Consider the following 13925-nt stretch of genomic DNA (forward strand, 5'->3'; position numbering starts at 1 on the left):
TAACCCCGCTTAATCCCCTGTTAAGCCTCGCTCCAGCGCGTCACCACCGCGTCGAGCTCTGGCCGCGGCCTATCCTCCATCACCGTGGTCGGCGTGCCAACGTGAACAAAGCCCACGAACCGCTCACCCTCGCGCGCGCCCAGCATGCGGGCGGCCTCATCGTCGAACGTAAACCAGCGCGTTACCCACGATGCCGCAAAGCCGAGCGCATGAGCGCCATGAACCAGATTGAACGCCACATTGCCCGCCGACAGGAGCTGCTCGAATTGGGGCACCTTGGGATGATCCTGCGGCGAAGACAGAACGCCGATGGTCAACGGCGCCGGCAAGAAGCGATTGCGCTCGGCCTCAAGGCTGGCCTCGTCCAATCCGGGCGTGCGCTCCGCCCCGATCTCGGCTAGCCTTTCCCCCGCCTTGCGCCGATTATCGCCATCGATGATCACCAGCCGCCATGGCATGAGCTTGCCATGGTCAGGCACGCGCGTCCCGATCCGCAGCAACAGCTCGAGCTCCTGCCCGTTGGGACCGGGCTCCTGGAGAAACCCGATGCCCACCGATCGGCGGGACAAAAAATGTTCGATCACTTGCGTATTGGCCGGCATTTAAAGCCCCCTCAGATTTGGCGCACCCACAAAATTGCTTGTGAGGCACTTTGCACTGTTTTCAACTTGGCTGCTCTGTGACACAGCTTTTCCCCATTCGCCACCTACCAACACCATGCTGAACAAGCCAGATCGGGCAGGAGACCAGATGCGCATGCGGCAAATCCTTTTTCTGGTGCTTGCCCTTGCCCTCCTCGCGCCGCTGACCCCCGCCTATATCGCAGCGCCCGCCTTCGCCCAGGAGGCGGAGGACGAGATGCCGCCCATCCCGCGCCCCCGGCCCCGGCCCCAGCCCCAGCGGGACGAGCAACCGGCCGCCCCCTCGCGCAACCCTGACGCGGGCCCAACGCCTGCTGCAGAAGCCATCAATTCCGCCACCTCAGTGCCGCAGCCTGTCCAGCTCTCCGCCCGCATTACCCAGGACGGCGCCCAGATACCCGATGGCCTGGTCTGGCGCATTTTCGACACCACCCCCGACGCTTCGGGGGAACTGGCCCTTGTCGCCAAGTCTGAAGGCGGGCCCGCCAATCTGCAGCTGCCGCCCGGCGAATATGTGGTCCACGTCGCCTATGGCCGCGCCCAGACAAGCGAAACCATGGCCATCGCTCCGGGCGATAACCAGAAGAACTTCATTATCGAAGCCGGCGCCCTGCGCCTCAACTCAGCCGTTACGGGCGATGTCGCCATTCCGCCTGGGCTGCTCACCTTCGACATTTTCACCGGCGCCGACGAGTCGAGCCGCATCCCCATCGCCGAGGGTCTGCAAGCTAACGAGATCGTGACCCTGAACGCGGGCACCTACCACATCGTTTCTCATTTCGGCACCATCAATGCCGTGGTGCGTGCCAACCTCCGTGTCGAGCCTGGCCAGCTGACCGACGCAACGCTTTACCACCACGCGGCCCAGGTCTCCTTCAAGCTGGTCTCCGAAGCCGGCGGCGAGGCCATTGCCGACGTCGAATGGACGGTCAAGACGTCCGACGGCGACACCATCTTCACCGATCTCGGCGCCTTCCCCAGCACGGTCCTTGCCGAAGGCGACTACCTCGTCCTCGCCAAGCAGGGCGAGCAGGTCTTCAACCGCGAATTCCAGATCCAACCCGGCGCCGCCACCGAAGTCGAAGTCCTAACCGCCGCTTTCTGACCCTCCTGCGCCTCCGATCAAAGTAGCCCTCATGGCAGGCCCGTCGAGCCATGAGGGCTTGCCCCCCAACTTGACCCCAGGGGTGCAGTACGAGGCTTGACCCAGACCGCGAGCGCCCTCAAGCTGCCCCGGCTCAACAGTAGCCCTCATGGTGAGCCTGTCGAACCACGAGGGCGTGCCCCACAGCAGCACAATGCTCTTCACCATCTACATCCTGCGCTGCAGCGACGGCTCCTACTACACCGGCCTCACGCGCATGGAGGCCGAACAGCGCCTATGGCAGCACAATGAAGGCATCGTGGACAGCTACACCTACTCTCGACGCCCGGTCGAACTCGTGTTCACTGAAACAACCGACAGCTCCAGTGCCGCGGTCGCCCGCGAACGGCAAATCAAGGGCTGGAGCCGGGAGAAAAAAGAAGCTTTGATCGCCGGCGACTGGGAGCGCCTCGCCGCCTTGTCCAAGAACCGCCAGCACGACCCCTAATGCCACGCCCTCGTGGTTCGACAGGCTCACCATGAGGGCTACTGAAGGTCCGCACACCTGGAGAATTTCATAGGCGCTGGACTAACCACCAGAACTATCAACAATCGCCACATCCTCAACAGCCCTCATGGTGAGCCTGTCGAACCACAAGAGCCTGCCCTCGGGCTTGACCCGAGGGGTGTGGCAAGGTCTCAAGCCCCCCCATTCCCACTTGCTGCCCACATCACAATCCCCCACATTGCGCCACATCATCGCGGGAGAACAATCAATGCTCAAAAAACCGACCCCAGCGCGGCGCCTGGCTGCCCTTGCGGCGCTTTGCCTTGTCACCACCACCCTCTCCACCGCTCCCGCCTGGGCGCAAAAAACCAAAAACAAGAACCCGCCCGCCGAACAAACCGCTCAATCCGCGCCCAAAACGGAATTGAGTGTCGATATTCCCACCATCGAGACCGACGGTTCCAATCTCGATGAAAACACCCTGCGCGACATTTTCAGCGGCAATGTCGCGGGCAATGCCGATGCCCTTGCCCGCCTCACCGCCAAGAGCATCGATGTTCCCGAGATCACCGTCTCGGCTTCATCCGTGGTGGACGGCGAAACGACAGAGTTTGAGATGACCTTCAGCGACATCGTTCTCAGCGACGTCGTAAACGGCACCGCCGCCATCATCACCCTGGGCGGCATCACTGCCACGACAGAAGACACCAACATCGACATGGGCACGCTCTCGGCCGCCAATTTCGATATTGCCGGGGTCCTCGGCCTCTACGGCCTTGTGGATGCAAGCGGCCAGACCGAGCTCGAAACCATCTACACCGATTTCAGCTTCGGCGGCGGCACGGTCAGTGGCGACGAAATCGAATGCACCATTGGCGCGGCCTCTGCCGCCGAGTTCAAGGCACGCCCCCTCAACCACAGCTTCGCCGAGATCATGACGCTGTCCGAAGCGCTGGAAGAATCGAGTGAAGACGGCACCTCCGATCCCAAAATGGTCGGCGATGCCCTGCGCATGTATGTCGATCTGCTGACGGCCTTTGAAACCTCGCCCATTAGTTTCGAAGGTTTCGACTGCTCCGGCATTGATGACGAAGACCGCTCCGTAGCCTTCAGTGTCGCCAGCATGTCGGTCGGCGCAATGCGCCCGGGCTATTACCCCTCCTACACCGTCGATGACCTCGACGTCACCATTGAAGGCGATGGCGCGATCAATGTCGGCAATCTGACGGTTAAGGGCATGGATATTTCAGGCCCCATCGCTGCGATCAACGCCGCCCCCCAAGCCGTGGACGACGCCTGGTTCGCCGAAAACGGCCGCGCGCTGATCCCCGCCTTTGAAGGCTTCTCCTTGAGCGATGTTTCCGTGGATGTGTCCGATCCAGCCGTTCCCGACGAGCGCATTGTTGGCGGCATAGGGGCATTTGACCTGACGCTGGGCGGCTATCTCAACGGCATTCCGACCCAGGTCAGCACCCAGGCCACAAACATTGTTGCCGAAATTCCCGCCGATACCGATGACGTTCAGCTCGCCCAGTTGCGGCAACTCGGCATCTCCTCGCTCGATCTGGGCTTCGCGCTCAAGGCGAACTGGAACGAGGCCGAAGATAGCATCGAGCTGACCGAGCTTTCCGTCACAGGCGCAGATCTCGCCACGGTGAAACTCGCTGGCACTTTTGCCAATGCCACCGAAGCCCTGTTCGGGATGGACGAAGACGCAGCCCTGGCCGCAGCCATGGGCATCGTCATCTCCAAGCTCAATCTCGATGTTCTGGACCAAGGGCTTTCCGACATCATCCTCGCCACCCTCGGCGCCGAGCAGGACGCCGATCCGGCCACCCTGCGTCCGGTCTTTGCAGGGCTAGCCGAAGGCACGGTGATCGGCATCATGGCAGGCGCTGCCGAAGCGCAAAAAGTTGGTGGCGCCATCAACAGCTTCATCAGCGGCAAGGCCAAGCGCCTCAACATCGACCTGACCGCCAAGGAGGAGCCGGGCCTCGGCATAGAAGACTTCATGGCCGCCGAAACCGACCCCAGCATCCTCATCGGCAAGGTCAACATCTCCGCCACCGCCAAATAAACAAAAAGGGCCGCAGCAATGCGGCCCTTCTCAACTCTCCCGAGGCGTCCAGCCCCGTCAACCCCCTGAGTGCAGTCCAAACGGCTGCGGCTGGCGGTCGCTCGACGTTGGGCAAAATTTGTGGCGCGCTGGAATATTGAAGTTTTCCGATGTGCTGCTTACGCCGCGACGTCAGAGATAAACAGCTTCTCAACCTGATCGTCGACGAGCCGGGGTTTGGCTCTTACCCTGATCGGTGTTTGCGCGTCGAATGCTGACGAGTATGGATTTTTTGGCAGCTCAACTTGAGGGTCTGTGATGGTGCCCGCAATGCGTCCAGACACACCCTCGCTGTCGAGCACTTCAACCTTGCAGTTGTGCGTTACCAGGTCCAATTCGGTGATGAGGACGGTAAAGGTGCTTTCCTCTGCGATCCGCGTGCCGCTCTTGCGGTCAATGACCTCCCGATCGACTGCGTTGATTGGGAAGGCGCCGTTTTCTTCACGCCCTATCTGGACCGTTGCTGCCGAAGATCCAATGGGCGCAACGAACTGCCGGCCCGACGCATGCAAGGAGTTCGTCATGCGTTCGAAAGCTTCCATCGCCGTTCTGGTGGTGTGACCCATCTCTTTCATTGCTTCCAACAGGAGCTCTCGATTTTCCTGCGCTTCCGACTTCCGCCCTGCCCATGTTGCAAGGGCCGCGTTCACCGCCGCCTCCGTCACTTTCGTGGCTGCGGTTTTGAAAACTGTGTCGAGTACCGGGAGGAACGGAGTTGCCAACGGCAAGACGGGCAAAAGCAGCGCCCACATCTCATATGAACCCGCTTGCGGCGGGCGCGTCATTATCCGGATGGACTTGCCGAAGTCTTCTTTGTTGAACTTGCTCGTTAGGGCGATATGGCCGCCGGCTGCTATCAAGCGAGATGCGCCTTGAATAGAAGCCCCGAGTTGCCCCATGTCGACCAAGGCGTGATCAGCATCAAGCCCCTCGTATTTGATCAGAATTCCGTCGAACCGTTCGACCGCCATGCGTGGCTCCCCCGTACAGGGCGAACTTGGCTGAAGCAAAGGTTCCTTGTCAAAGCGTGCGCGTTGAAGAGTGTGGACAAGATGCCCATGAAACGGCGCCCGCGGCCTACTGCTTAGGCCAGTGCTTAATCTCCAGCATGGGAAGGGGGGCGTCGGCAGCGGCGACAACCTGCTAACCTTGGTTCTCACGGCAGTACGAAATAACGGATTGCAACAATGTCATGTGGTCGAGCGGGAGAACGTTACGGTAGGTGCCGTTCTCCAAAATGGTCGCGGTATTGATCCCAGCCAGGTAGCCCAAGGCCCACGAATACGCCTCCCCGCCGCCGATGTTATCCCGGCCTCGAGCCGGGATCCATCCCAAGATGGCCGTCCTGCCGCAAGGTGGCCGGTTGTATCACTGGCGAACGCCCCTACCCCCTGACCTGCCCCCGCGCAGCCTCCATGGCCCATTCCAGCAATCCCCTCGCCACCTCCGCCGTGCCCCCCTCCACATAGCACCGCAGCTCCGGGGCATTCCCCGAAGCCCGGAAATGCACCATGTCCCCGGACAGCGTCCGGAACTGCAGCCCATCAATGGTGGAAAGACTCGCGATCCCGTGCTCGCCAAACAAGGCGGCAGCAAAATCCGCATCGTCCGCGAGCCGTCCGAGAAAAGCGCCGCTCCGCTCCGCTGGCACATCCTGCAATCGGTCGGCCATGGCATGCTGCAGCGGCAGCGCCGCAACGATCTGGCTCACACTTTTGCCCTGGCGCGCTGCCAACCCCAGCACACACAACAATGGCAGCACCGCGTCGCGCGTTGGCAGCGGCGCCATGGGGCGGCCATCGACCGAGATGCCCTCGCCCACAAACGTGCCGCCATTGGCCTCGAACCCCACCACCCCATCCGCATGGTCTTCCATGGCCGCCACCACATAGGGCGAGCCCACTTTGGTGCGCACCACGCGCTCGAAAAACCCGGTTCGCTCGATCGCCGAATTGGACGTCACCGGCGTCACCACCGTGCGCGCACCCAGGAACTGCGCTGCCAGAAGCCCCAGCACATCGCCGCGCACAAAGACGCCCTCGCCATCCATCAGCAGCGGCCGGTCCCCATCGCCATCTGCAGACACGATCGCATCGAGCTTCTCGGACCGGACCCAGCCAGCCAATGGCGCAAACACCGCATCGCCAAACGCTTCGGTATCCACTGCCACGAAGCTATCGATCCGCCCAAGACTTATCACCTCAGCTCCGGCATGGCGCATAATGGCCGAGAGCAGGTCGCGCGCGACCGTGGAATGCTCGAACACACCAATACGCAAACCATGGAAGGCATTTGGCGGCAGCAGGTCGGCAAAGCGCGTGAAATAACGCGCCTCCGCGTCACTGGATTCGTCAAGAATGCGAACCTCAACGTTAACAGTCTGTGCACGCGAAAGGGCCGAAATGATACCCGCTTCATCGGCCTTACTGATCTCGCCAGAGGGCAGGTAAAACTTCAATCCATTCCTATCCACCGGAATGTGGCTGCCCGTCACCATGATGGCCGCACAGCCCTGCGCCATGGCATGATAGGCCAGTGCCGGCGTCGGAATAGTCCCGCAATCCACAGGCTGAAGGCCAAATTGTGTAACAGAAACAGCGCAGTCCCGCGCTATGGCCGAGCTTGACGGCCGGAAGTCACGCCCCAGAAAAACCTTGCTACCGCCCAGCGCACCTATGGTCTTGAGGTGCTGTAAGAACGCTGCCGCATAGCGCCGCGCCGCCTCGCCTTCCAGCTCCACCGCCAAGCCGCGCAAGCCGCTCGTCCCGAACTTCAAACTCGTCTCAGCCAATCCCAAATCCTTGATCTATTTACCGTAATATTCGCGATACCAGTCGACAAACCTGGCAACGCCATCGGCTACACCAGTCTGCCGCATGGGCCCAATCAACGCCCCAAGCAAGCGCGTATCCGCCTGCGTCGCCATCACATCGCCCGCCTGCATTGGCAGCATGCGCAGCTCCGCCCGAACCCCGCTTGCCGCTTCGATAGCCCTAATAAATTCAAGCAATTGCACCGGCTTTCCCGCAGCGATGTTCACCGTCCGGAATGGCGCAACCTCCGAAAGGCTGTCATGCGGCAAGGGCTTTGCCACCACTGGCGGCCGTTCCGCGAGGCGCACCAGCGCCTCCACCACATCATCGACAAAGGTGAAATCCCGAAGCATCCGGCCTTCCCCATAAACATCGATCGGCTTGCCGGCCAGCATCTGCTCCACAAACCGGAACAGCGCCATGTCCGGCCGACCCCACTGCCCATAAACCGTGAACAGCCGGACGCAAGTGGCTGGTAGGCCCCATAAATGCGCATAGGAATGCACCATCTCCTCCCCCGCCTTTTTCGTGGCAGCATAAAGGGACACCGGCGCATCTGCGCGATCGGTTTCCGAGAAGGGGATTTTGCTGTTGCCGCCATAAACCGAACTAGACGACGCAAAAATAAAATGCTGCGGGGGGAATAACCGGACAACTTCCAGCAGATTGGCCGTCCCGACCAGATTGGATTGCACATAGCTTTGGGGATGCTCAAGGCTATAGCGCACGCCCGCTTGCGCCGCGAGGTGAACAACCACATCTGCCCGCGCTTGCGCCACGGCTCCCTCTAGCCGATCCGCATCCTCCAGCCGCGCCTCCACGGCGGTAAAACCCCGCTCCTTCTCCAACAGAGCCAGCCGCGCCCGCTTGAGCGGAACGTCATAATAATCCGTAACTGCATCGAACCCGACAACATCATGCCCCTCTGCCAACAGCCGCCGCGCCAGGTGAAACCCAATGAAACCCGCCGTGCCGGTCACAAAATAGCGCATCGCCTAGTCGCCTTCCGGCCGTACGCTACGCATCTGCTTGATGTTGGATCGGATCGCCTTTCCCTCCAGCCGCCGCTTCTTGGATGCCAGGGTCGGCCGCGTCGCCACCCGCGGCTTGGGCACATGCGCCCCCTCGGCCAGTAGGGCAACAAGCCGAGCCTGTGCTTCCTGCCGGTTCATCGGCTGGTCGCGGTGGCTGTTCGCCATCAGGACGATCACCCCATCCTTGGTCAGGCGCTTGCCCGCAATGGCCGCCACCCGCCGCTTCATCCCCTCGGGAATGGATGGGGAGTTCTGCAGGTCAAAGCGCAGCTGCACCGCGCTTGACACCTTATTGACATTCTGCCCACCCGGCCCCGTCCCCCGCACAAATGTTTCCTCGATCTCCGAAGGATCGATCGAGATGGTACGGGTTATGGGTATGCGGTCGGCCATAACAGAAGATCAACCCCCTCCTAGCCTCCCCCTGAGGAGGGGAGGGACCAATCCGGTTCTAGGCAGCATAGTACCCCGCCCACCGCGCTGTCCCTCCCCCTATCAGGGGGAGGTTAGGTGGGGTCGCTACCGTCGCAGCCGGCCCGCAAAGATGATCTCACCCTCGTGGATCGTCAGCCCCTTGATGGTCGCCCGATACTTGCCCGGCATGCCCTCGGCCTCGACCACCCAGCCCTTCTTGAGCATACCGGCAAAAACCTTTTCGCCGATATCCTTGAAGTCGCCTGGCCCAAGGGCATTGTCCTCACCCAAATGGGTGAGGGCCTTGATTTCGCGGTTGGACGGACGTTGCGGCATGGCTCAGGCAGCCTTCGCCTTAAGGTCCGGGGCAGTTGCTTCTGACATCAGGGATACCAAGGCGTCCATGAACGGCTCGACCTTCTGCCCCTCGGTGCCGAGCCGGCGAACCGACACGGTGCCCTCCTCGGCCTCGCGGCGACCTACCACGAACATCAGTGGCACCTTGCCCACCGAGTGCTCGCGCACCTTGTAGTTGATCTTCTCGTTGCGGGTATCTATCTCCGCACGAATGCCGGCCGCCCGCAGCTGGCGCACCAGCTTTTCGGCGTACTCGTCCGCTTCCGAGACGATCGTGGCAACCACAACCTGCGTCGGCGCCAGCCACATCGGCATCTTGCCCGCATAGTTCTCGATCATCATGCCGATGAAGCGCTCCAGCGACCCCAGGATCGCACGATGGAGCATCACGGCATATTTGCGCGAGCCATCCTCGGCCACATAGGTCGCGTCGAGCCGCTCGGGCAGCACATAGTCGAGCTGCAGCGTCCCAACCTGCCAAGAGCGGCCAATAGCGTCCTTGAGGTGGAACTCGAGCTTGGGCGCATAAAACGCCCCCTCGCCTTCTGCGATCTCGAACTCATAGCCGGTCGCCCGCAGGGCATCGCCCAGCGCCTTCTCGGCCGCATCCCAGCGCTCGATCGTGCCACCGAACTTCTCCGGCCGGGTCGCAAGCTTGATGACCACATTGTCAAAGCCCATGTGCCCATAAACCGAATACAGCAGATGCACGAAGTGCTCGGTCTCGCTCTGGATCTGGTCTTCCCGGCAGAAAATATGCGCATCGTCCTGCGTCATCTGGCGCACGCGCATCAGCCCGTGCAAGGCGCCGTGCGCCTCGTTGCGGTGGCAGCAACCAAATTCCGCCATGCGCAGCGGCAGGTCGCGATAGGACTTGATGCCCTGGTTGAAGATCTGCACATGCGCCGGGCAATTCATGGGCTTGAGCGCCATGAGGTCGCCCTTGCCAGACAACACCGGCCCCTCTTCTTCCGTGCCAGGCACCTCGTCGGGCACCACGAACATGTTCTCGCGATACTTGCCCCAGTGTCCCGACTGCTCCCAGAACTTGGAGCTCATCAGCTGCGGGGTCTTGACCTCGACATAGCCGGACTCGTTCAGACGGCGCCGGATATAGGCCTCCATCTGGTTGTAGAGCACATAGCCCTTGGGGTGCCAGAACACCGAGCCCTGCGCTTCAGGCTGGAAGTGGTAGAGGTCCATCTCCTGCCCGATCTTGCGATGGTCGCGCTTCTCGGCCTCCTCCACCATGTGAAGATAGGCTTCGAGCTCCTCCTTGGTCGCAAAAGCCGTGCCGTAGATGCGGCTCAGCACCGGATTGTTGCTGTCGCCGCGCCAATAAGCGCCCGCCACCTTGGTCAGCTTGAACGCCGTACCGACATCCTTGACCGTGCGCATATGGGGCCCGCGGCAAAGGTCGATCCACTGGCCCTGCTTGTACATCTTGAGCGACTGGTCGGCTGGAATGGCATCCACCAGCTCGACCTTGAAGTCCTCGCCCTTGGCCCGAAAGAAGTCCTTGGCCTGGTCGCGCGTCCAGATTTCCTTGGTGAAGGCCGCACCGCGATCGACGATCTCGGCCATCTTCTTCTCGATGGCTGGAAAGTCCTCTTCCGAGAACGGCTCGTCGCGCTTGAAGTCGTAATAAAAGCCGTTCTCGATCACCGGACCGATCGTCACCTGCGTGCCGGGCCACAGCTCCTGCACTGCTTCCGCCAACACGTGCGCCGCATCGTGCCGGATCAGCTCCAGCACGTCCTTGGAGCCACTATCGCGCGTCACGAACTCAATCCGGCCGTCAGCCTCCAGCGGATCGCTCAGATCGCTGAGCACGCCGTTCCAGCGCATCGCAACGGTCTTCTTGGCGAGCGACTTGGAGATACCCTCAACGATGGTGGTCCCGGTGGTGCCACGCGGAAACTCGCGAGCTGCACCGTCGGGAAACGTCACCTTGATCGTCATTTCAGGATCTCCAGAAAAGGGTTTTCTCGCCGCAATTGCCGCAGCAAGCGCGCCTGTCTATCATGGTTTTTGCACAATGCCACCCCAGCCTTTGATGGGCTTGGGATGAGCTCTACGGGTTATTTCGGAGCTTGCGCGTACCCCTCAAGGTGATCCCGTCGAACCACAAGGGCGTAAAGTAATCACCGCCAGCGCCCATAAGTCCACGGTGCATACCATTTGGCTCCGGCAGGCACTGCATCAGGCACGGGATCATAGCCATGCGTACCGCCCGGACGGCACCGGACAAACCGCGCCAGCCCCATCCAGCCGCCCGGCCAGAACCCAAATGACCAGATCGCGGTGCTGGTATATTCCGAGCAGGTCGGCAAATGCCGACACGTACGCCCCGCAAAAGCCGAGAGGGTGTAGCGATAAATGGTGATCAGCAATACGGCGGCAAGTTTGAACGGCAGATCAACCAGGCGCCCCAGCGTGGAGCTGAATCGCTCCATCAATTCGCCGCCGCAACAGCTTGTGCAGACTCAATCTTTCCGAGCGCCTCAGCCACTGCATCAAACACCAGCAAGGTCGACATGTGCCGCGCCTTGTACTCCCGCACCGGCTCGAGATAAGCCAGGTCGGCCCACTTGCCGTCAGGCACGGGTCCATTTCCCCCAAGCATGGCGTGCATCTGGTCGCGTAGGCGCAGGAAATCACCTGTTGTTGTTCCAACAATCTCACGCGCGACCACGGCCGCCGAAGTCTGCCCCAGCGCGCAGGCCGAGAGGTATTGGCCGTACTCGGCGATAACACCATCACGAACAACCACATCCACCTCGATCAACGACCCGCATACGCGGCTCACCTTGCGCGCACTGGCATCGGGATGGGCAAGCCTGGGGGGCTGGAGGGCATTTGCTGCAAGCTCAAGGATCTTCTCGGAATAGAGATCGCTAATGTCCATCAACCAAACAATTCTGTTTCTTGTCGCTGTTTGCTGCGAGCTTATATAGTTGATCGAGCGGGCAATGTTAGTGCTGCGCTATCACCGAAACTAAATCTGCCCTGCTCGCGTAACTTTGTTTCGCCTCAAGGAGCCAGCCCTCATGGATGCTAATCTCAAGCCGCTCGGCACTGCATCGACTGCCACCGGGCCCTATCCGCGTCCCACTCGTGAAGAAGCCGAAGCCGCGGTCAAAACCCTTTTGGCCTGGGCTGGCGATGACCCAAATCGCGAGGGCCTCCTCGAAACACCGGCTCGCGTTGCAAAGGCTTACGGCGAGTTCTTCGCCGGCTATTACATGGACGCGGGCGCCATCCTGTCCAAGACCTTCAAGGAAGTCGGCGGCTATGACGATATAGTCCTTGTCCGTGATATTCCGTTCAGCTCCCATTGCGAGCATCACATGGTGCCGTTTGTCGGCAAGGCCCACATCGCCTATCTGCCTCACGACGGTGTGGTTGGCCTATCCAAGCTGGCGCGTCTGGTGGAAGTGTACTCCCGCCGCCTGCAGACGCAGGAAAATCTGACATCCCAGATCATCGACGCCATCAACGAACATCTGGGGCCTCGCGGCGCAGCCGTCATGCTGGAAGCCGAACACATGTGCATGTCCATGCGCGGCGTTCGCGCTCATGGCGCGGCCACCATCACCCATCGCTTCACCGGCGTATTTGCGGAGGAACGTGCCGAGCAGGATCGCTTCTATGCCATGATCGGCAAGCGCTAAGGGCGACTCCTCTGGCGCGAGCAAACCGGACGAACTAAAAGCCGCCCCATGACCATAAGCTTCACCGATCCCAGCACCCTCTCTCATGCACAATTGGAAGAAGGCACGGCATTTGCGCCCCGCTTCGATGCCGCCGGGCTGGTGACCGTCATCACCACCGAGTTGGGCACCAACGAAGTGCTGATGCTGGCGCACATGAACGCCGAAGCGCTGTCCCTGACACTCCAGACAGGGATCGCCCACTACTGGTCCCGCTCGCGCGGGCAGCTCTGGAAAAAGGGCGAAACCTCAGGCGAGCTTCAAGAAGTGGTCGAACTGCGTACCGACTGCGACCAGGACGCAATATTGCTCGTGGTTCGGCAAACAGGTCGCGGTGCAGCTTGCCACACCGGGCGAAAGACCTGCTTTTATCGCAGGGCCGCAGTGCAAGACCGCGTGGCGGTTCTGACCGACACCGGCCTGCCGAAACTGTTTAACCCATCCGAGATCTACAAGCGCTAGACGCTCCGGCGCTCAAACAACCCGACCATCAGTATTCCAGCAAAGAAGCCACCGAGGTGCGCCTGCCAGGCGATCGACATCTGATTGCCGGTGATCAGCGGGAACAGCGGAACCGCGGCGTTGAGCACGACCCAGATCAGGATAAAGAAGCGCGCCCGCGAATCTCGGATCAGATCGCCCCATCCAGTAAGCTTGCGTCCCAACACGATCTGTTCCCCCGTTTCGGGATGCCTGGAAACGATCACGGGTTGAAAGATAAAGCGGGTTGCTGCGCCCGTCAGCCCAGCCACGCCGCCTGACGCGCCGATCAGGTACGATCCTGTCGCAAGCGAGGTTGCAGCAAACAAAGCTGCGCCAGCCGCAGCCGAAACAAAGAAAATCGCCAGCATCGGCCCTGCCCCATAGCGCCGCGCCAGTGGCGTTCCGAAAATGGCGAACCATGCGACATTCACGAAAAGATGGTCCCAGCCTCCATGCAACAAGGCATGGGTGAACGGTGTCCAGATCAGGGGAATGCCGAGCCAGAAATCGTCAAAGGCGGCCAGTATACGCAGCGGCTGGAACGCTCCGTAAAATACCAGCATCAGCATTCCCTCTTCGTTAAGCACGAGGGTCGATGCGAGGTGAACGGCGATTAACACCCCGATCACCCCCGTAACTGCCCCAGGCAGCAGAAAAACTGGCTCTCGCACAGGTGGCGCAGGGGTTTGCCCAGATCGGTCTTGTTCACTCATCACTTCGCTCCACACTCACTGGCCGCCTGCGGCTTACACGGTTCTTTTC

15 protein-coding genes are annotated in these 13925 nt (G+C 61.0%); 5 read left to right on the top strand and 10 right to left on the bottom strand.

The features are described 5' to 3' along the window. Window positions 1–20 precede the first annotated feature (20 nt). On the bottom strand, window positions 21–602 hold the full coding sequence (locus tag DDE77_RS05155; RefSeq protein WP_108396375.1) for a nitroreductase family protein: 582 nt from the start codon (window positions 600–602) through the stop codon (window positions 21–23). Between the two features lie 154 nt (window positions 603–756). Here DDE77_RS05155 and DDE77_RS05160 point away from each other — a divergent pair, with 154 nt between their 5' ends. The 3 genes from DDE77_RS05160 to DDE77_RS05170 all read left to right on the top strand — a co-directional run bounded on the left by DDE77_RS05160 (window position 757) and on the right by DDE77_RS05170 (window position 4310). Then, a complete protein-coding gene (locus tag DDE77_RS05160; RefSeq protein ID WP_157959685.1) occupies window positions 757–1746 on the top strand; it encodes a hypothetical protein in 990 nt (329 codons plus the stop codon). Between the two features lie 193 nt (window positions 1747–1939). Next, window positions 1940–2233 (top strand): GIY-YIG nuclease family protein, encoded by a 294-nt coding sequence (locus DDE77_RS05165; RefSeq protein ID WP_108396607.1) that lies wholly within the window; start codon window positions 1940–1942, stop codon window positions 2231–2233. A 268-nt stretch (window positions 2234–2501) separates the two neighbouring features. After that, the gene (locus DDE77_RS05170) at window positions 2502–4310 is read left to right on the top strand and encodes a hypothetical protein (RefSeq protein ID WP_108396377.1); all 1809 of its coding nucleotides are present in this window, start codon (window positions 2502–2504) and stop codon (window positions 4308–4310) included. Window positions 4311–4468: 158 nt separating this feature from the next. On the opposite strand, the gene DDE77_RS05175 is transcribed toward DDE77_RS05170, so the two are convergent. From DDE77_RS05175 to DDE77_RS05215, 8 genes are all read right to left on the bottom strand, one after another. Next, window positions 4469–5320 (bottom strand): DUF7946 domain-containing protein, encoded by an 852-nt coding sequence (locus tag DDE77_RS05175; RefSeq protein ID WP_108396378.1) that lies wholly within the window; start codon window positions 5318–5320, stop codon window positions 4469–4471. Window positions 5321–5733: 413 nt separating this feature from the next. Beyond that, window positions 5734–7140 (bottom strand): phosphohexomutase domain-containing protein, encoded by a 1407-nt coding sequence (locus DDE77_RS05185; protein WP_245895098.1) that lies wholly within the window; start codon window positions 7138–7140, stop codon window positions 5734–5736. Between the two features lie 15 nt (window positions 7141–7155). Continuing rightward, the gene (locus tag DDE77_RS05190; RefSeq protein ID WP_108396381.1) at window positions 7156–8154 is read right to left on the bottom strand and encodes an NAD-dependent epimerase/dehydratase family protein; all 999 of its coding nucleotides are present in this window, start codon (window positions 8152–8154) and stop codon (window positions 7156–7158) included. Between the two features lie 3 nt (window positions 8155–8157). Beyond that, entirely contained in the window at window positions 8158–8589 is a 432-nt protein-coding gene (arfB, locus tag DDE77_RS05195) for an alternative ribosome rescue aminoacyl-tRNA hydrolase ArfB (protein WP_108396382.1), read from the bottom strand. A 126-nt stretch (window positions 8590–8715) separates the two neighbouring features. Beyond that, complete coding sequence (locus DDE77_RS05200; protein ID WP_108396383.1) at window positions 8716–8946, bottom strand: hypothetical protein; 231 nt, start codon at window positions 8944–8946, stop codon at window positions 8716–8718. A 3-nt stretch (window positions 8947–8949) separates the two neighbouring features. Further along, window positions 8950–10929, bottom strand: a complete 1980-nt coding sequence (gene thrS / locus DDE77_RS05205) for a threonine--tRNA ligase (protein ID WP_108396384.1) — start codon at window positions 10927–10929, stop codon at window positions 8950–8952. A gap of 182 nt (window positions 10930–11111) precedes the next feature. Then, window positions 11112–11423 (bottom strand): membrane protein insertion efficiency factor YidD, encoded by a 312-nt coding sequence (gene yidD, locus DDE77_RS05210; RefSeq protein WP_108396385.1) that lies wholly within the window; start codon window positions 11421–11423, stop codon window positions 11112–11114. Continuing rightward, window positions 11423–11875 (bottom strand): iron-sulfur cluster assembly scaffold protein, encoded by a 453-nt coding sequence (locus DDE77_RS05215; protein WP_108396386.1) that lies wholly within the window; start codon window positions 11873–11875, stop codon window positions 11423–11425. Before DDE77_RS05215 ends, yidD begins: the two co-directional genes overlap by 1 nt. Before the next feature lie 142 nt (window positions 11876–12017). Here DDE77_RS05215 and folE point away from each other — a divergent pair, with 142 nt between their 5' ends. Together folE and hisI are read left to right on the top strand one after the other, a co-directional pair. Further along, window positions 12018–12641, top strand: a complete 624-nt coding sequence (gene folE, locus DDE77_RS05220; RefSeq protein ID WP_108396387.1) for a GTP cyclohydrolase I FolE — start codon at window positions 12018–12020, stop codon at window positions 12639–12641. 48 nt (window positions 12642–12689) lie between these two features. Next, window positions 12690–13142 (top strand): phosphoribosyl-AMP cyclohydrolase, encoded by a 453-nt coding sequence (gene hisI, locus DDE77_RS05225; protein WP_108396388.1) that lies wholly within the window; start codon window positions 12690–12692, stop codon window positions 13140–13142. On the opposite strand, the gene DDE77_RS05230 is transcribed toward hisI, so the two are convergent. After that, window positions 13139–13876 carry a rhomboid family intramembrane serine protease gene (locus DDE77_RS05230; RefSeq protein ID WP_108396389.1) on the bottom strand — a complete coding sequence of 246 codons (738 nt, stop codon included), beginning with the start codon at window positions 13874–13876 and terminating at the stop codon, window positions 13139–13141. The genes hisI and DDE77_RS05230 overlap by 4 nt on opposite strands. Window positions 13877–13925: the final 49 nt, after the last annotated feature.

Source organism: Devosia submarina, assembly GCF_003056345.1.
Lineage (GTDB): Bacteria > Pseudomonadota > Alphaproteobacteria > Rhizobiales > Devosiaceae > Devosia > Devosia submarina.